The 16,843-nt window shown below is 74.0% G+C and carries 18 protein-coding genes; 8 read left to right on the top strand and 10 right to left on the bottom strand.

Going from position 1 to position 16,843, the window contains the following annotated elements; genetic code table 11:
- The first annotated feature begins 7 nt into the window (after positions 1-7).
- From AB0C22_RS18700 to AB0C22_RS18690, 3 genes are all read left to right on the top strand, one after another.
- Positions 8-1,324 carry a CBS domain-containing protein gene (locus AB0C22_RS18700; protein ID WP_357536130.1) on the top strand — a complete coding sequence of 439 codons (1,317 nt, stop codon included), beginning with the start codon at positions 8-10 and terminating at the stop codon, positions 1,322-1,324.
- A complete protein-coding gene (locus AB0C22_RS18695; protein ID WP_357536128.1) occupies positions 1,317-1,970 on the top strand; it encodes a DUF1003 domain-containing protein in 654 nt (217 codons plus the stop codon). Before AB0C22_RS18700 ends, AB0C22_RS18695 begins: the two co-directional genes overlap by 8 nt.
- A gap of 222 nt (positions 1,971-2,192) precedes the next feature.
- Entirely contained in the window at positions 2,193-3,338 is a 1,146-nt protein-coding gene (locus tag AB0C22_RS18690) for an Mrp/NBP35 family ATP-binding protein (protein ID WP_208570365.1), read from the top strand.
- Between the two features lie 106 nt (positions 3,339-3,444).
- Here AB0C22_RS18690 and AB0C22_RS18685 read toward each other — a convergent pair whose 3' ends face one another.
- Entirely contained in the window at positions 3,445-3,876 is a 432-nt protein-coding gene (locus AB0C22_RS18685; RefSeq protein WP_219466789.1) for a preprotein translocase subunit TatB, read from the bottom strand.
- Positions 3,877-3,949: 73 nt separating this feature from the next.
- Positions 3,950-5,302: a trypsin-like peptidase domain-containing protein gene (locus AB0C22_RS18680; RefSeq protein WP_219470637.1), complete on the bottom strand. Its 1,353-nt coding sequence runs from the start codon at positions 5,300-5,302 to the stop codon at positions 3,950-3,952.
- Positions 5,303-5,726: 424 nt separating this feature from the next.
- Here AB0C22_RS18680 and AB0C22_RS18675 point away from each other — a divergent pair, with 424 nt between their 5' ends.
- Complete coding sequence (locus tag AB0C22_RS18675; RefSeq protein ID WP_244253447.1) at positions 5,727-6,335, top strand: O-methyltransferase; 609 nt, start codon at positions 5,727-5,729, stop codon at positions 6,333-6,335.
- Positions 6,336-6,412: 77 nt separating this feature from the next.
- Here AB0C22_RS18675 and AB0C22_RS18670 read toward each other — a convergent pair whose 3' ends face one another.
- Positions 6,413-7,786, bottom strand: coding sequence for a leucyl aminopeptidase family protein (locus AB0C22_RS18670; protein ID WP_255598957.1), 1,374 nt, complete (start codon positions 7,784-7,786; stop codon positions 6,413-6,415).
- A gap of 237 nt (positions 7,787-8,023) precedes the next feature.
- Positions 8,024-8,191, bottom strand: coding sequence for a DUF3117 domain-containing protein (locus AB0C22_RS18665; RefSeq protein ID WP_007455245.1), 168 nt, complete (start codon positions 8,189-8,191; stop codon positions 8,024-8,026).
- A 191-nt stretch (positions 8,192-8,382) separates the two neighbouring features.
- Here AB0C22_RS18665 and AB0C22_RS18660 point away from each other — a divergent pair, with 191 nt between their 5' ends.
- A complete protein-coding gene (locus AB0C22_RS18660; RefSeq protein ID WP_219466786.1) occupies positions 8,383-9,201 on the top strand; it encodes a PaaX family transcriptional regulator C-terminal domain-containing protein in 819 nt (272 codons plus the stop codon).
- A 4-nt stretch (positions 9,202-9,205) separates the two neighbouring features.
- Positions 9,206-9,997: an enoyl-CoA hydratase-related protein gene (locus AB0C22_RS18655; RefSeq protein ID WP_208570362.1), complete on the top strand. Its 792-nt coding sequence runs from the start codon at positions 9,206-9,208 to the stop codon at positions 9,995-9,997.
- A 104-nt stretch (positions 9,998-10,101) separates the two neighbouring features.
- On the opposite strand, the gene AB0C22_RS18650 is transcribed toward AB0C22_RS18655, so the two are convergent.
- The 5 genes from AB0C22_RS18650 to AB0C22_RS18630 all read right to left on the bottom strand — a co-directional run bounded on the left by AB0C22_RS18650 (position 10,102) and on the right by AB0C22_RS18630 (position 13,330).
- The gene (locus AB0C22_RS18650; protein ID WP_208570361.1) at positions 10,102-10,854 is read right to left on the bottom strand and encodes an SDR family oxidoreductase; all 753 of its coding nucleotides are present in this window, start codon (positions 10,852-10,854) and stop codon (positions 10,102-10,104) included.
- A gap of 65 nt (positions 10,855-10,919) precedes the next feature.
- A complete protein-coding gene (locus tag AB0C22_RS18645) occupies positions 10,920-11,504 on the bottom strand; it encodes a hypothetical protein (RefSeq protein ID WP_219466783.1) in 585 nt (194 codons plus the stop codon).
- On the bottom strand, positions 11,501-12,097 hold the full coding sequence (locus tag AB0C22_RS18640; protein ID WP_219466782.1) for a DNA-3-methyladenine glycosylase I: 597 nt from the start codon (positions 12,095-12,097) through the stop codon (positions 11,501-11,503). The genes AB0C22_RS18645 and AB0C22_RS18640 overlap by 4 nt, the downstream gene beginning before the upstream one ends.
- Positions 12,098-12,176: 79 nt before the next feature.
- Positions 12,177-12,695, bottom strand: coding sequence for an SRPBCC family protein (locus AB0C22_RS18635; protein ID WP_219466780.1), 519 nt, complete (start codon positions 12,693-12,695; stop codon positions 12,177-12,179).
- Positions 12,692-13,330, bottom strand: a complete 639-nt coding sequence (locus AB0C22_RS18630; protein ID WP_357536125.1) for a DivIVA domain-containing protein — start codon at positions 13,328-13,330, stop codon at positions 12,692-12,694. The genes AB0C22_RS18635 and AB0C22_RS18630 overlap by 4 nt, the downstream gene beginning before the upstream one ends.
- A gap of 190 nt (positions 13,331-13,520) precedes the next feature.
- On the opposite strand from AB0C22_RS18630, the gene folP reads away from it, so the two are divergent.
- Positions 13,521-14,390, top strand: a complete 870-nt coding sequence (gene folP, locus AB0C22_RS18625; RefSeq protein WP_208570356.1) for a dihydropteroate synthase — start codon at positions 13,521-13,523, stop codon at positions 14,388-14,390.
- Between the two features lie 129 nt (positions 14,391-14,519).
- On the opposite strand, the gene ndhC is transcribed toward folP, so the two are convergent.
- A complete protein-coding gene (ndhC, locus tag AB0C22_RS18620; RefSeq protein WP_091254266.1) occupies positions 14,520-14,897 on the bottom strand; it encodes an NADH-quinone oxidoreductase subunit A in 378 nt (125 codons plus the stop codon).
- 154 nt (positions 14,898-15,051) lie between these two features.
- Between ndhC and AB0C22_RS18615 the strand changes: the two genes are divergently transcribed.
- Positions 15,052-16,458 carry a hypothetical protein gene (locus AB0C22_RS18615; protein ID WP_308291006.1) on the top strand — a complete coding sequence of 469 codons (1,407 nt, stop codon included), beginning with the start codon at positions 15,052-15,054 and terminating at the stop codon, positions 16,456-16,458.
- Positions 16,459-16,843 lie beyond the last annotated feature (385 nt).

Here is a 16,843-nt window from a genome sequence, read left to right as displayed (position 1 = left end):
GGTGGCCGTGAGTACGCCGAACCGGGTCTACATCGCTCGACTCGCCGGAGTCGCCGTCTTCGACCCGAACGGCGACCAGGTGGGGCGGGTTCGCGACGCGGTCGCCCGGATCCGGCCGACCCAGCGCCCGCCCGAGGTGGTGGGGCTGGTGGCCGAGATGCCGATGCGCCGCCGGATCTTCCTGTCCATCAACCGGATCACCTCCATCGACCCCGACGCGGTCGTCCTCGGCAGCGGCACCCTCAACCTGCGCCGCTTCTCCAAACGCCCCAACGAGCTGCTCGTCCTCCAGGAGCTGCTGGACCGGCGGGTGCAGCTCGACCCGGGCGGCCAGCCCGGCGCGGTGGTGGACGTGGCGATGGAGCGCAGCCGGGGCGGCGAATGGGCGCTGTCCCGGGTCGCCGTCCGCGAGCAGACCAGCCGGTTGACCCGCCGTGGCCACCTGCACCAGGTCGACTGGGACCGGGTACGCGGGCTGAGCGGCATCGCCGACAACCGGGGCACCGCCAACCTGCTGGCGGTGCTGGAGGACATGCGCCCCGCCGACCTGGCCAACGCGCTCCAGGACCTGCCCGACGCCCGGCGCAACGAGGTCGCGGCGGCCCTCGACGACGAACGCCTCGCCGACGTGCTCGGCGAGCTGCCCGAACGCGACCAGGTGGAGATCCTCGCCGCACTGGATCGGGAGCGGGCCGCCGACGTGCTGGAGGAGATGGACCCGGACGACGCCGCCGACCTGCTCAACGAGCTGCCCCCGCCCGAACAGGACGTGCTGCTCGACCTGATGGAACCGGACGAGGCCGACCCGGTCCGCCAACTGCTCAAGTACACCTCCGGTACGGCGGGCAGCGTGATGACCTCGGAGCCGGTGATCCTGCCGCCGGACGCCACGGTCGCCGAGGCACTGGCCCGGATCAGGGAGGAGCAGCTCTCCCCGGCGATCGCCGCGCAGGTCTTCGTGACCCGCGCCCCGATGACCACCCCGACGGGCCGTTACCTGGGCATCGTGCACTTCCAGCGGTTGCTGCGCGAACCCCCGGCCGACCTGCTCGGCGGGATCGTGATCAACGACATCGACCCGCTGCGCCCGACCACCCCGTTGCCGGAGATAACCCGCCGGATGGCCACCTACGACCTGGTGGCGATGCCCGTGGTCGACCGGAACAACCGGCTGGTCGGCGCGGTCACCGTCGACGACGTGCTGGACCACTCGCTGCCCCGGGACTGGCGGGACCGGGACGCCGTGACCACCCCGTCCGACGACGACGACGCAGGGTCCTCCGCCGCGGTGGCCGGGCCGACGGGCGGTGGCACCGATGGCTGACCAACGACGGGCCGAACGGCTGGACCAGCCGCGCGAGCCCCGGGGCGTCCAGCTGCCCCGGTTCGACCCGGAGGCGTTCGGGCGCTGGTCGGAGGGGATCGCCCGGGGGATGGGTACGGCGAACTTCATCGTCTACATGACGGTGGTGATCGCCCTGTGGTTCGGCTGGAACACCCTGGCCCCGGCGGACCTGCGCTTCGACCCGTACACCTTCACGTTCCTGACCCTGGTGTTGTCGTTGCAGGCGTCCTACGCGGCCCCGTTGATCCTGCTCGCGCAGAACCGGCAGACGGACCGGGACCGGGTGGCGCTGGAGGAGGACCGCCGCCGGGCGACCATGCAGAAGGCGGACACCGAGTACCTGGCCCGGGAGGTCGCCGCGCTGCGGATCGCCCTGGGCGAGGTGGCCACCCGGGATTTCCTCCGTTCCGAGCTGGTCCGGTTGGCCGAGGAGCTGGACGCGGCGGCGCAGCGCCGGCAGAAGCGGGAGTTGCGGCAGCTGGACCGGCCTACCGCACGCCCCGGAGGTGGTGAGGGACGATCCGGGGGTGAGGGACGCTCCGGGGGTGGTGAGCCGCCGCTCGACGAGCCCCGGGACGATCTCGACGGCGACTACGTGCGCGACGGCCACCGCCCGGAGAGCTGAGCCCGCGACGCCGGACCGGCACGGGTGGGCTGGCGGCGGCCCGACCGGGGGTCGACCCCGCGTCGGTGACCCGCTTGTCGCGGGCCGGAGCGCCAGCGGGCCCCGTACCTGATCGTCCAGGTTTGTCCGTGGAGCGGGGCGGGCCGGACCGACCGATCGATTCGCTCACACCCGGCCCCGCTGCCGGCGGTCGTCCCGCCCGGCCGACGTAGCATTGCCCGCATGTCAGCTCCCGTCAGCACCCTCTCCGACGCGATCCAGGCCGCGCTGGCCACCGTCAACGACCCGGAGATCCGCCGGCCCATCACCGACCTCGGCATGGTCCGCTCCGCCGAGATCGGCGAGGACGGCGTGGTCCGGGTCGGGCTGCTGCTCACCGTGGCCGGCTGTCCGCTGAAGGACAAGCTGCGCGGGGACATCACCGCCGCCGTCGGCGCGGTGCCCGGGGTGACCGGCGTCGAGATCGACTTCGGGGTGATGAGCCCGGAGCAGCGGCAGGAGTTGCAGGGCAAGCTGCGCGGCGGCAGCACCGACGAGGCGGTGATCCCGTTCGCCCAGCCCGGCTCCCGCACCCGGGTCTACGCGGTGGCCAGCGGCAAGGGCGGCGTGGGCAAGTCCAGCGTCACGGTCAACCTGGCCGCCGCGCTGGCCGCCCGGGGCCTGTCCGTCGGTGTGGTCGACGCCGACATCTACGGCCACTCGGTGCCCCGGATGCTCGGCGCGGACGGCAAGCCCACCCGGGTGGAAGACATGATCATGCCGCCGCAGGCGAACGGCGTGAAGGTCATCTCGATCGGCATGTTCACCCCGGGCAACGCGGCCGTGGTATGGCGCGGCCCGATGCTGCACCGGGCGTTGCAGCAGTTCCTCGGTGACGTCTACTGGGGTGAGCTGGACGTCCTGCTGCTCGACCTGCCCCCGGGCACCGGCGACATCGCCATCTCGGTCGCCCAGCTGCTGCCGAACGCCGAGATCCTGGTGGTGACCACCCCGCAGGCCGCAGCCGCCGAGGTCGCCGAGCGGGCCGGCGCGATCTCCCTGCAGACCCACCAGCGGATCGTCGGTGTCATCGAGAACATGTCCTGGCTGGAGCTGCCGGACGGTTCCCGGATGGAGGTCTTCGGCGCCGGTGGCGGCCAGGAGGTGGCCGAGTCGCTGACCCGGACGATCGGCGCGCAGGTGCCGCTGCTGGGGCAGATCCCGATGGACACCCGGGTCCGTGAGGGCGGCGACGCCGGCATCCCGATCGTGCTGTCCGCACCGGACGCGCCCGCCGCGAAGGCGCTGCGCCAGGTCGCCGACCGGCTGGCGGTACGTCGCGAGTCGCTGCTCGGCAAGCCGCTGGGTCTCACCCCCGCCGGCCGCTGACCACACCCGCCCCGGCGGGCAGGGGTGGTCCACTCATGTGAGCCGATGTTGCGGTGTCCCCGGCCGGGGACACCGCAACCGGCCCAGCACCGAGTGGATCAGAACGTCAGGTGGCGTCGTCGTAGCTGGGGCGGGGGGCCGGCGCGGGAGCAGGAACGGCGGCGGTGCTCGTCGCGGTGCTCCGCCGGACGGCGGCGCGCGGGTCGACCCGGTCGGCGATGTCCTTGAGTTCCTCGTGCACCCCGGTGACATCCGCCCGCAGATTGTCGTAGACACCCTGGAGGGGCTTGCGGATCGCCTGCTCGTCCTCCTCGCTGAGGAGGTGCTTGCGGATGAACGCCTTCGGGTGCAGATCCTCCAGCTGGATGTCGGTGCCCAGCTCACGGCTCAGGTCACCGGTCGCGTTGCGGGCCATGTTGCGCAGGTTGCGCACCATCCGCAGGCCGTCGCTGATGACGTTGGGCAACCGGTCCCCGAAGATCAGCAACGCCAGGAGCAGCAGTACGCCGATCTCCCACCAGTTCAGGTTGTCGAGCACCGCGGGGCCTCCTCGTCGCGTCGTACCAAGACTACGCACGTCAGGCCCCGCTTCGGGAGGGGGTGACCGGCCCTCACTTGGCATCCGCGGCAAGCGTCACCGAGGCGTTCTGCCGGGTCGAACCACGCCGGTACTCCACCGTCACCACCGACCCCGGGGCGAACTTGCGGACCAGGGCGATCAGGTCGGTCGGCTCGTTCATCGGCCGCCCGTTGAGCCGCAGGACGACATCGCCCGTCTGCAGGCCCGCCGCCGCCGCCGGGCCGGCCGGTTCCACGGCCGCCAGGCGCACGCCGGTGCCGGCCCGGGTGGCGGTCCCGGTGCCGGCGACCTGGGCCCCGATCACGGTACGCCGGGCCTTGCCGGTGCCGATGATGTCCTGGGTGATCCGCTTCGCCTGGTTGATCGGGATGGCGAAGGCGAGCCCGATGTTCCCCGCCTCCTGCCCCTCCGCGACCAGCGACCTGATCGTCGAGTTCACCCCGATCACCCGGCCGGCCGAGTCGACCAGCGGGCCACCCGAGTTGCCGTGGTTGACGGCCGCGTCGGTCTGGATCGCGGCGTAGTAGCGGACCGGCCCGCCGGGCTCCCCCGCCTGCATGGTGCGGTCCAGGGCGCTGATGATGCCGGCGGTCACCGTGTTCGCCAGCGACAGGGGCGAGCCGATGGCCAGCACCGGGTCCCCCACCGCGAGCGACTCGGAGTCACCGAACTCGATCGGCCGCAGGCCCTTGCGGTTCACCTTGATCACCGCGATGTCCGACTCCGGGTCCTGACCCACCACCGTCGCCGGGGAGCTGCTGCCGTCGTTGAAGGTCACCGACGCCCGGCCGGTGCCGTCGGCGACCACGTGGTCGTTGGTGACCACGTAACCGTCGGCGCTGACGATGAACCCGGACCCCTCGCTGGTGCCGCCCAGGCTGGCCACCCGGATGGTCACCACGCTGGGCAGGACCCGACCGGCGACCCCGGCCAGCGAGTCCGGGCGACGCTGGGCCAGAGCCGGACCCTCGCCCGGAGCCCCCAGGGTGACCCCACCGCCGACCCCGCCGCGCACCGCGAAGGCATAACCGAGGGCACCGCCCAGGGTGCCGGCGAGCAACGCGACGATCAACGGGACGATCAGCAGTTGGCGCAGCTTCGGCCGGCCCGGCGCATCCGGGTCGGTGACCGGTTCCGGGGCCGCCCCGGGGGCCGGCACGCTCGGCAGCACGACCGCCGACGGGGCGTACGGGTCCCGCCACGGGTCGGCGAGCGCGTCGGACCACCACGGCGACGCCGACCCGCCGTGGCCGCCGGACGACGGCGGACCGCCGTACGGCGTCGTCGGGCCCGTCTGCGGCGGACCGGGGGGCGGCCCCGCCGACCCCGGAGTCCCGCCGGGCGCTCGCCAGTCCCAGCCGTCGGTCACGTCGGTGCCTCCCAGTCCGTCCCCCGGTGCCCCGGGCCACGACCGGGGGTGGCGGTCACGGCGCAGGGGGCACCGCATCCAGGATTGCACGGATGCGCCGGACGCAGTCAGCTGTTGCCCGGCCGCGACCGCCCGCCGCCGGCCTTCCCCCGGGCCGCCACTGGCCTTCCCCGGGCCGCCGCCGACCTTCCCCGGGGTAGCCACTGACCTTCCGGCACCCAGCACGGGCAAGCCGGCGGCCACGGGCAACTCCCGCCCCGGGCGGAGCCGTCCACGGCGGCTTCCGCCCCGCCGGAACCGCCAGGGGTGGACTCGCGGCTGCGCGGAAAGTACCTCGCCTCTAGGCTCATACCGCCCACCCGCCCCTCGCACCATCGCCACCGCCCGGAGGTGTCCCATCGCCACGGTCGCCAGTTCCGGCAGCCCGACGGCGCAGTCGTTGCAGTTCGCCGAGTCGTACGTCGGCGAGGACATCGTGCTGGCCACCGCCCGTAGCCTCGCCCGGGAGGTCGGCCTCGACGCGGTCACCCCCGGGGCCGGGGCGGCACTGCGCCTGCTCGCCGCCGCCGGCAACGCCCGCGCGGTGGTGGAGATCGGCACCGGCACCGGGGTCAGCGGGGTGTGGCTGCTGCGCGGGATGCGCGCCGACGGGGTGCTCACCACCATCGACGTCGAGATCGAGCACCAGCGGATCGCCCGGCGGATCCTCGTCGAGGCGGGTTTCCCGTCCGGCCGCACCCGGATCATCACCGGGCGGGCGTTGGACGTGCTGCCCCGGCTCGCCGACGGCGCGTACGACCTGGTCTTCGTGGACGGTGAGGCGACCGGCTCCGCCGCGTACGTCGACGCCGCCCTGCGGCTGCTGCGCCCCGGTGGGGTGCTCGCCCTCAACGGCGGCTTCGCCAGCGGCCGGATCGGCGACCCGGCCGCCCGGGACGCCGAGACGGTGACCATGCGGGAGACGGTCAAGGCGATCCGGGAGGCCGAGCAGTGGATCCCGGCCCTGCTCCCGGTCGGCCACGGCCTGCTGGCCGCGGTCAAGTGCTGACCGGCGACCGGGCGCCGACCGGCGACCGGGCGCCGACCGCGTCGGGACGCGGGGCGGGCACCCGGCCCGGCGGCCGCTCAGTCCAGCGTCGCCAGCCAGCGCAGCAGGCCCCGGACACCCCAGCCGGTCGCGCCCCGGGTCAGCTCCGCGTCGTCGCCGTCGGCCCAGGACGGCGCGGACATGTCGACGTGTAGCCAACGGTCCCGCAGTTCACCGGTGAACTCGCGCAGGTAGAGCGCGGCCATCACCGAGCCGGCACCCCGGTCCGGGGAGCTGTGCCGGTCGGCCAGGTCACTGCCCAGGTGTTCGAGGTAGTCGGCGGGCAGCGGCATCCGCCAGGCCGCCTCACCGGCGTCGGCCACGGCGGCCAGCACGGCGGCGGCCAGCTCGTCGTTTTCGCTGTAGAGCGCGCCGGTCCGCTTGCCCAACGCCACCGCGTTGGCCCCGGTCAGGGTGGCCAGGTCGATCAGCAGGTCGGGGCGGAGTTCCCGGGCCGCGTAGCCGAGCGCGTCGGCGAGCACCAGCCGGCCCTCCGCGTCGGAGTTGGTGCTCTCGCTGGTCGTGCCGTCGTAGTGCCGGATGATGTCGCCGGGGCGGAACGCGGCCCCGCTGACCATGTTCTCGGCCAACGGGGTCAGGGCGGTGACCCGCACGGGCAGCCGCAGCGCCGCCGCGCCGAGGGTGGCCGCGACGACCGCCGCCGCACCGGCCATGTCCTTGCGCATCAGCTTCATCGCCGGCACCGGCTTGATCGAGATGCCGCCGGTGTCGAAGGTGATCCCCTTGCCGACCAGCACGACATGCAGCCGGGCGTCGGCCGGCCGCCAGTCCAGCTCGACCAGGCGGGGGCCGCTGGCCGAGCCGGCACCGACGGCGACGATGCCGCCGAAGCCCTCGTCCGCCAGCTCCTGCGGCCCGCGTACCCGCAGGTGCAGGTCGGGTTGGTCGGCGGCGGCGTCGGCCACCTGGGCGGCGAACCACTCCGGGTTCTTCACCGCGGAGGGGGTGTTGGTGAGATCCCGGGCGAGCCGGGTCATCGCGGCGGTGGTCCGGGCCGTCTCGACCGCCCCGGTGTACGCGTCCGGCGCGGCGGTCAGCAGGGTCACCCCGGCCAGTGCGGGCGTCGGCCCCGCCTCGGTCAGCCGGAACCGGTACGAGGCGAGCAGCAGCCCTTCGACGAGGGCCCGGACCACCCCGGCCGGCACGTCGACAGGCAGCGCCAACGTGACATGTGTCTCATCTACGGCGGCCCGGGCCAGGGCGGCGCCCGCCGTCCGCCAGGCCCGTTCCCCGCCGTCACCCACGCCGAGCAGCAGCAGCCGGACCGGGGTACGGCCGGGACGCAGCTGGGTCAGTGTCTCGCCGGCCCGGCCGGTCAACCGGGTCACCGGCAGCAGTGCCTCCGCCTCGCCCCGCACCTCGTCGGCGGGTGGTGGTGCGGTGGCGACCAGCGACGGCGCGGCGTCGTCCGGTGCGGTGGCGGCGCGGACGGGCAGGACGAGGACGTCCGGCCCGTCGGTGGTGACGGCGAGACTGATGGCGAGCACGCTGGACCGTACCTCCGGGAAAATTCGTGGTGCGGGACCTCGACGACCCGCGTGGGACAGACGAAGTCCCTGAGTCACCGGCAGTGCCGGTGACTCAGGGACCAGGACCTTCCGCGCGGCACCGCACGGAGTGTCGGCCGATCAGCCGGCAGCCGCCTTCAGCGCGTCACCGAGCGCGTTGGCCTCGTCGGGAGTCATCTCGACGACGAGCCGGCCACCGCCCTCCAGCGGGACCCGCATGACGATGCCCCGACCCTCCTTGGTGACTTCCAGCGGACCGTCGCCCGTCCGCGGCTTCATCGCCGCCATGTTGTCTCCCCTCAGACCTGAACATCAGGGTCGGTGTACTGCCCCACAGCCACTTCGTGCTGACCACCCGCAAGGTACGCGGGGGCGTCGACCACGATTTTCCCTGATGAACACCGCCGGACCCAAACCGGAGCGGCATTGATGTAACAGCACCTAGCTTATCTTGAGAAGGCCTGTCACAATGTGCGGTCATGCAGGCACGGTCGGCACTCTTCGACCTCTACGGCGACCATCTCCGCACGAGAGGTGGGCGCGCACCGGTCGCCGCCCTGGTGAAGTTGCTGGCCCCGCTCGGCGTCGCTCCCCCGGCCGTGCGGACCGCCGTGTCCCGGATGGTCCGCCAGGGCTGGCTGGAGCCCCTGCGGCTCGCCTCCGGCCCGGGTTACTCGATCACACCGAAGGCGGTCCGTCGGCTCGACGAGGCCGCCGCCCGAATCTACCGGACCGGCCGGATCACCTGGGACGGGCGGTTCGACCTGCTCGTCCTGGCGACCCCGACCGCCCGCCGGGACCGGCAGCGGCTCGCCGCCAACCTCAGCTTCCTCGGCTACGGCACCCTCGACGAGCACACCTGGGTGGCGACCCGGGCCAGCGAGGACGTCGACGTGCTGCTGGAGGAGGCCGGGGTGCGCTACGAGCGGTTCACCGCCGCCCACGCCGCCGGCACCCCCGGCGCGATGGGAGTGGTCCGCCGAGCCTGGGACCTCCGCGAGATCGGGCACGCCTACGAACGGTTCGTCGCCGAACAGCGCGCCCAACTGGCCGGGGTGACCGTGCGCAGCGGCGACGAGGAGGCGTACGCGGCCCGGTTCCGGCTGGTGCACGCGTGGCGTACCTTCCTGTTCCAGGACCCTCAACTCCCTCCGGCACTGCTCCCCGAACGCTGGCCCGGCACCGCCGCCGCCAGCTTCTTCGACCGGCACGCCGCCCGGCTCCGGCCGGCCGCCGACCGGTACGTCGAGCAGTGCCTCGACGCCGGCAACCGGGTCCCCCGACAGAAGGGCCGTTAGAGACGTGACCGAGCCGCTGCTCGTCGACCGCACCGATGGCGTGGTCACCCTGACCATGAACCGCCCCACCGCGATGAACGCGCTCGACGTGGCGCTCAAGGAGGCCCTGCGGGACGCCCTGGCCGCGTTGGAGACCGACCGGTCCTGCCGGGCCGTGGTGCTGGCCGGGGCGGGCGGTTCGTTCAGCGCCGGGCAGGACCTGCGCGAGCACGTCCAGGTCCTGGAGTCGCCGGGCCGCGACCCGCTGGACACCGTCCGGGCGCACTACAACCCGATCGCCGCCCGGCTGGCCAACCTGCCCAAACCGGTGGTCGCCGCGGTCCGGGGCATGGCCGCCGGGGCGGGCGCCTCGCTGGCGTTCCTGGCCGACTTCCGCATCGGCGGGCCGAAGACGAAGTTCCTGATGGCGTTCGCCGGGGTGGGCCTCGCCGCCGACACCGGGGCGTCCTGGACGCTGCCCCGGCTGGTCGGCCACGCCAAGGCCGTCGAGCTGCTGATGCTCGCCGAGCCGGTGGACGCCGCCGAGGCGACCCGGCTGGGTCTGCTCACCCGGCTGGTCGACGACGACGAGCAGGTGCTGCCCACCGCACACGAGCTGGCCGCCCGGCTCGCCGCCGGCCCGACCGTCGCGTACGGGGCGATCAAGCGGCAGCTGTCCATCGCCGACGCCGGCACCCTCGCCGACGCCCTCTCCGCCGAGGCGCAGGCCCAGTCGATCTGCGGGGCCACCGCCGACCACCGGGCCGCCACCACCGCCTTCGTCAACAAGCAGAAGCCCGTCTTCCAGGGCAACTGAGCGTCGGACCGGCACGGTGTCCCGGGCCGGGTGGACCGACCCGGGACACCGTGCCGGCCACGCCGTGGCGGTGACGCGGATCCCGGACGACATCCGGTCGGCCGTCATCGGGCCACGTAACCGCCGTCGATGGGGACGGTGTGGCCGGTGATCCAGGTGGCGTCGTCGGAGCAGAGGAAGAGCACCACACCGGCCACGTCGTCCGGGGTGGGAATGCCCGGCTTCGGGTTGAACGACTCCATCCGGGCCCGCATCTGCGCCGGGTCGGGGGCGCTGTCGATGAAGTGCTGCACCAGCGGGGTCATCACCACCGTGGGAGCGACCGCGTTGACCCGGATGTTGCGGGCCGCGTACTCCACCGCCGCCGACCGGGTCAGCCCCACGATGCCGGCCTTGGTGAAGGTGTACGGGGAGATGTTCTCCTGCGCCGCCAGGCCGGTCGTGGACGAGGTGTTGACGATCGCACCCCCACCACCCCGCAGCATCGCCTCGATGCCGTACTTGAGCACGTGGAACACGCCGTCACCGTTGATCCGCCGGACCTTCTGCCAGTTGTCCACGTCCATCTCGTGCAGGGGCTGCTGCCGGCCGTCGATGCCGGCGTTGTTGAAGATGACGTCGAGCCGGCCGTAACGCCGCACCGTGTCGGCGATGCCCTGTTCCACCGCGTCGGCGTCACCGGTGTCGACGGTCACCGCGAGCGCGTCGGGCAGCTCGGCGGCCACCCGCTGGGCACCCTCGGCGTTGATGTCGGCGATCACCAGCCGGGCCCCCTCGGCGGCGAACCGACGGGCGGTGGCCTCCCCGAGCCCCGAGGCACCACCGGTGACGAACGCGACCTTGTCCTGGAACCGCATCGGCTCTCCCTCACCCCGCCGACCGGCTGCCGGCACCCGAGCGCCCATACCCGGTCGGCGGGTGGCTAGTCGTCCTCCTCCGGGTCCTGGTTGGCCTCGACGCCCAGCACGAACGCCTGCATGGCCAACTCGTCGCCGCTGGGCGAGACGAACGCGGGCAGCTCCGCCGGACCCAACTCCCGCACGTACGACCAGAAGAGCCGGACCGCCTCGGCCGGCGACTCGGCCTCGATCGGCAGGTCGAGGCTGACCAGCCAGGTCCGGCGGGGCGGCGGCGGGCCGAGCCGGTCGGCCAGCTCACGGTAGGTGCCCGGGGCGAGCGGGGTGACCGGCCCGGCGACGCTCACCTGCCCGGTCGGCACCGGCGCGTCGAACGACCGCCGGGTGTAGGTCACCAGCAGCGTCTCCCCGTCGAGGCGGGCCACCCGGCCCAGCGCCACCAGCCGGGACGGCTCGTCGGCCAGCACCGCCACCGGGTCGCCGGGGCGGGGGGCGGGCACACCGGGCGGGACGGTCAGCTCCAGGGTGTCATGGTGGACGAGGCGTTCGGCGTCGTACCGCCCGGCCGGGAGCAGCACCGCCCAGGCGTCGCCGCCCGGCCCGCCGTCGACGTCGGTCGGGCCGGTGCTGCGATGGTCGGTCACGGTCATGGAGCCATCCCATCACGGGAGGAGACGGTGCCGGCGTGGCAGCCCGCGAGATGGTCGTCGACCATGCCGGTGGCCTGCATCAGCGCGTACGCCGTGGTGGGGCCGACGAAGCGGAAGCCCCGCTTCTTGAGCGCCTTGGCCAGCGCGACGGACTCCGGGGTGGTCGCCGGCACCTCGGCGAACGACCCGGGCCGGGTCGGCCGGGGTGCCGGCGCATGGGACCAGAGCAGCGCGGAGAGCCCCTCGGGCAGGGCCAGTGCGGCGCGGGCGTTGACGATCGCCGATTCGATCTTGGCACGGTTGCGGACGATGCCCGCGTCGGCGAGCAGCCGGGTCACGTCCGCGTCGCCGAAGGTGGCGACCCGCTCGATCCGGAAGTCGGCGAAGGCGAGCCGGAACGCGGGGCGTTTGCGCAGGATCGTCAGCCAGGACAGCCCGGACTGGAACGCCTCCAGGGTGAGTCGCTCGTAGAGGGCGTCGTCGCCCCGCACCGGCCGACCCCACTCGGTGTCGTGGTAGAACGCGTAGTCCGGGGTGCTCGCCCCCCAGGCGCAGCGGGGCAGGCCGTCGGGGCCGGTCACCAGGTCAGTCACCCGTCACACGCTAGGCCAGGGGCCTGACACCCGGCATCGGGGCCGGGTGACGCGACCCGGCCGGCCGCGCTGCGGGGCGTCAGGGCGTGGGCGGGCGGGGCAGGCGGCCGGCCTCGACCAGGCGGGCGAAACGCTTCAGCGCCAGCGTCAGGCTGGCCTTGGAACCGGGCCAGAGCAACGGCCAGGCGACCCGCCCGGCCGACCCGCCGGGCAGGTGGAACCACTCGTGCCAGACCACCTGCGTACGGTCGTCGGCCAGCGGGGTGCACCGCAGCACGCCGGGGCCACGCAGCAGCCTGCCGCAGTGCACCACACCCACCTCGTACGGGGCGTCGACCCGGACCACCCGCATCTCGTCGCGTAGCACGGCCGGGCCGAGCGCGGTGACCGCCTCGACGAGGCTGCCCTCCCCGCCGTCGCCCTCGACCACCCGCACCCGGGTCAACGGGATCCAGTCGGACTGCCCCTCCCAGTCGGTCAGCGCGGCGAAGACCCGCGCGGCGGGAGCGTTGACGATCACCGTGGCGGTGAACTCGCCCGCGCCGGGCTGGGCGGCCTCGTCGGCCACCCCACCACCGGCCGGGCCGGGTCCGGTCACACCGGCTCCGACCGGACCACCGCACCGCCGGGGCGGTCCGCGGCGGCACCCTCGGCCCGGTCGGTCCCGGGCTTGTCGGTATCGGGCTTGTCGGTCCCGGGCTGGTCGCTGTCGGTGCGGTCATCCGCATGGTCGGTGTCGGTGCGGTCGCCGGTCGCCCCGGCCCCGGAGGTCGTCGGCGCGGGGACCGGGTCCGCAGGCCCGACCTCGACGGTCGGGCCGTCCTCCGGGCCGGGTGCCTCGGCGGCGGGCGTCGCCGGGGGGCCGTCGGGCGGGGTGCCCACGGCCTCCTCCCGGGTACGGCGCAGCACGTCGGCGTCGTCGGTACGGCCCTCCCGCAGCGCGGTGATCTCGGCCTCCAACACCCCGATCAGCTCGGTCTTGTAACCGATGTCGTAGCCGGCCCGGCGCATCGCCTGGTCGACCTGGTCCATCCGGTAGCCGCGCAGGGCGGTGTCGAAGCGCAGCGCGCCGACGTCCGACTCCCGCAGGGGCCGGCCGCCGGGCAGCGGGACGGCTCTGCCGTCGGGTTCGGCGGGGGCGAGCCCGTCCCGACCCGAGATCAGCACCGTCACGCCGAACACGACCGCCGCCACGGTCAACGCGACGACCAGAATGAGCAGAGTCTGACCCATGAGGAGATCGTGGCACGGCGACACCCTCCGGAGCGACCCCAACCACCATCATCGTCACCGATCTTCTGGCGCTACCCGGCCCGCAGCGGTGCGGGTAGCGGGTGCCGAACCGGCCCGAGGGCGGGGGCGGGCGACCGGCTAGCGTCGGCATCGGCCGGGTCGTCCGGCCGGTGACCTGCGGGAGGCTGAATTGTCCGGGGCGCTGCGGCTCGGGGGGCGGACCTTCGCCCCGGGTGAGCCGGTGGTGATGGCGATCGTCAATCGAACGCCGGATTCCTTCTTCGACCGGGGTGCCACCTTCGCGCAGGACAGCGCCCTGCGCGCGGTGCAGCGGGCGGTCACCGAGGGCGCGGAGATCATCGACATCGGCGGGGTGAAGGCCGGGCCGGGCGACGAGGTCGACGTGGCCGAGGAGATCCGCCGGACGGTCGACACCATCGCCGCCGTGCGGGCCGCGTTCCCCGAGGTGGTCATCTCGATCGACACCTGGCGGGCCGAGGTGGCGGTCGAGGCGGTGGCGGCCGGCGCGGACCTGCTCAACGACACCTGGTCCGGGGCCGATCCGGCGCTCGCCCGGGTGGCCGCCGAGACCGGTGTCGGCCTGGTCTGCTCGCACGCCGGCGGGTTGGCCCCGCGGACCCGGCCGCACCGGGCCGCCTTCACCGACGTGGTCGCCGACGTGGTCACGACGGTGACCGGGCTCGCCGAACGCGCGGTGTCCCTGGGGGTACGCCCCGACGGCATCCTGATCGACCCGGCGCACGACTTCGGCAAGAACACCAGGCACTCGTTGGAGATCACCCGGCGGTTGGGCGAGCTGTCCGACACCGGCTGGCCGCTGCTGGTGGCGTTGTCGAACAAGGACTTCATCGGCGAGACCCTCGACCTGCCGGTGGCGCAACGGTTGGAGGGCACCCTGGCGGCGACGGCGGTGTCGGCCTGGCTCGGCGCCCGGGTGTTCCGCGCCCATCAGGTGCTGCCCACCCGGCGGGTGCTCGACATGGTGGCCTCGATCCGGGGCGACCGGCCGCCCGCCGTCACCCGCCGTGGCCTGGCCTGAGCGCCCGCGACGTCGCCGTGGTCGGGCCGTGGTCGGGCCGTGGTCGGGCCGTGGTCGGGCCGCCGCCCCGCCCCTGCTGACTCCCGCCCCCGCTGACCCCCGCCTCCGCCGGCCGGGCGGCGGGGGCGGTCAGGTCCAGTGCAGGATGCGCTTGCGCCAGGCGTAGAGGATGCCGAGCGCCACCACGGCGACGAAGACACCCATCTCGGCGACCGTCACCGCACCGAAGCCGGGCCGGTCGAAGACCATCGCCCAGGGGAAGAGGAAGACCGCCTCCACGGCGAAGAGCACGTAAAGGTACGCGTACACGTAGTAGCGGATCTGCATCTGCGCCCAGTCGCCACCGACCGGGTCGAGGCCGCACTCGTAGCCGGCCCGCTTACCGGCCGGGTCGGCCGGGCGGGCGGGACGTAACACCCGGTTGGCGGAGAACGCCGTAACGAAGAAGAGGACGGCAGCGAGCAGCAGCAGCCCGAGCGTCGCGTACGAGCCCAGGTAACCGGTCACGGTGGCTGAGCCTACCGGGCGTCGGGCCGGCCGGGACGACGCGAGCGGCTCCGGGACCCGTCACCGATTATTTTCCGCCGGTACTAGTGCCCCGCCGCAACTGTTACCGAATAATGAACTCTCACCCAGGGTCACGGAGGTCAGATTGTCCCGCGTGGACGCGCGTACCGTTCGGCGGTCCCTCGCCCGGCGTACCCCCGCTCTGGTCGGAGCGGTGTTGGCGGCGGGGCTGGCGGTCGCCCTCGGGGTGACACCGGGCCTGGCGGCGACCCCCACCGTGACGCGGGTGGCCGTCGACCCGACCGACGACTGGCTCCCCGGCGGTGACCCGACGGACGACCCGACGCCCCCGGTCGAGCCGTCGGCGACCGGACCGACCACGACCAGCGCGCCGCCGACGCTGCCGCCGGGCCCGACTCCGACCGGCGCACCCGAGCCGACCGGCACGACGTCGGCGCCGGTGCCGACGGCCGCCGGCACGCCGAGCACCACTCCCACCCCGAGGCCGCCGCTGCCCACCCGGTCCGCGCGACCCTCCGGGCCGAACCCCGCCCAGCCGGGTGGCGGTCGGGTCGGGGTCCAGGTCACCACCGGGGACATCACCCTCGACGACCGGTACTGGAGTGCCCGGAGCACGGTCGCCACCCTGCAGGTGACGGTCACCAACACCGGCGTCGTGCCGGAACGGCTGCGGCTGGCCTACACGCTGCCGGCCGGGCTCACCGACGCCGGGACGCCGGGTTGCGCGGCGGCCGGTGACGGCGGCTGGCAGTGCGGCGAGTGGACCACCGCGCCCGGCGACCGGTTCAGCAGCCTGATCCAGGTCCGGGTCAGCGGCACCGCCTGGCGGCAGATGCCCCTCAGCGGCACGGTACGGGTCACCGCGACCGGGCCGGACGCCGGTGACACCACGCAGGACCACGAGGGCTTCGCGGTCCTCTTCCCACCCGGCCCGCCGGTGCCCGGGATACTGCTGGACGCCGAGGAGGTGGTCTTCGACATCGGCGGCGGCCCCACCGCGCTGGCGGCCCACCTGGGCAACACCGGCAGGGTGGACGCCGCCGGACGGGTCGACGTGCTGTTGCCGGCCGGGGTCAGCGTGCTGAGCCCGCCGGCCGGCTGTGCGTCGATGTCGCCGACGCGGACCCGCTGCGACCTGGACGTCGTGCCGGCGGGGCAGACCCGGACGCTCCGGTTCACGGTCGCCGCCACCCCGGACGCCCAGCGCGACGCCCCCCTGGCCGGGGCGGTGATCGGCTGGCTGGACCCGGAGCAGGGACCGACCCGGCAGGTCCAGATGAGCTTCCGGATCACCGCCGCCGCCGCGCTGGCCACCTCCCCGGTGGGTGCTCCCGCGCCGACCGGTTCGCAGGGGTTGATCGCGGCGCAGGGCGGGTCGGTGGACGTCAGCGCGATGTCCTCCGCCCAGCGGACCGCGCTCGGGCTGATCGTGGCCTCCGTCCTGCTGGTGGCGCTGGCGCTCGGGCTGGCCACCGGCTCGCTACGACGGTGGACGGCCGGGCGGGCGACGGAGCCGTCGGCGACGGAGCGCTCCGGCTGACCGGCGGGGCGCCACGAGTGGGGCGGTGATCTCAATTACGGCGGCCATCGCAAATCACCGCATAGTCTCCCAGATGTCCTCGACCAGTTTCCCAGGTGTCGGACCTCCACCAAGGAGACCCTAAGCCCGGGACGTAGGCTCGGAGCGAGAGACGACAGCGGGCCGGGGCCCGCCCACGGGCGGACCGCGCAGCGGCGCATCAGGGAGGTCGCGTGGCCGGGCAAGGCGGGGTCACCATCATGTGCAGCCGCGCGCGCGGCGGGGCCGAGCGAAGCGAGGTGCAGGCGTGACCAAGCAGATCCGTCAGTTGGACCGGGTGGTGATCCGGTTTGCGGGTGACTCGGGTGATGGGATGCAGTTGACGGGGGACAGGTTCACCTCGGAG

The organism is Micromonospora sp. NPDC048894, from assembly GCF_040649765.1.
Lineage (GTDB): Bacteria > Actinomycetota > Actinomycetes > Mycobacteriales > Micromonosporaceae > Micromonospora > Micromonospora antibiotica.
The sequence above is the reverse complement of the archived record's forward strand: the minus strand, read 5'-3'. Positions and strand labels throughout refer to the sequence as shown.

Coding starts and splice junctions, on each gene's coding strand:
- AB0C22_RS18645 (WP_219466783.1), bottom strand. CDS start 11,504: ATGACCGTGACCGACCATCGCAGCACCGGCCCGACCGACGTCGACGGC.
- AB0C22_RS18660 (WP_219466786.1), top strand. CDS start 8,383: ATGCAGGCACGGTCGGCACTCTTCGACCTCTACGGCGACCATCTCCGC.
- AB0C22_RS18695 (WP_357536128.1), top strand. CDS start 1,317: ATGGCTGACCAACGACGGGCCGAACGGCTGGACCAGCCGCGCGAGCCC.
- AB0C22_RS18690 (WP_208570365.1), top strand. CDS start 2,193: ATGTCAGCTCCCGTCAGCACCCTCTCCGACGCGATCCAGGCCGCGCTG.
- AB0C22_RS18630 (WP_357536125.1), bottom strand. CDS start 13,330: ATGGGTCAGACTCTGCTCATTCTGGTCGTCGCGTTGACCGTGGCGGCG.
- AB0C22_RS18650 (WP_208570361.1), bottom strand. CDS start 10,854: ATGCGGTTCCAGGACAAGGTCGCGTTCGTCACCGGTGGTGCCTCGGGG.
- AB0C22_RS18665 (WP_007455245.1), bottom strand. CDS start 8,191: ATGGCGGCGATGAAGCCGCGGACGGGCGACGGTCCGCTGGAAGTCACC.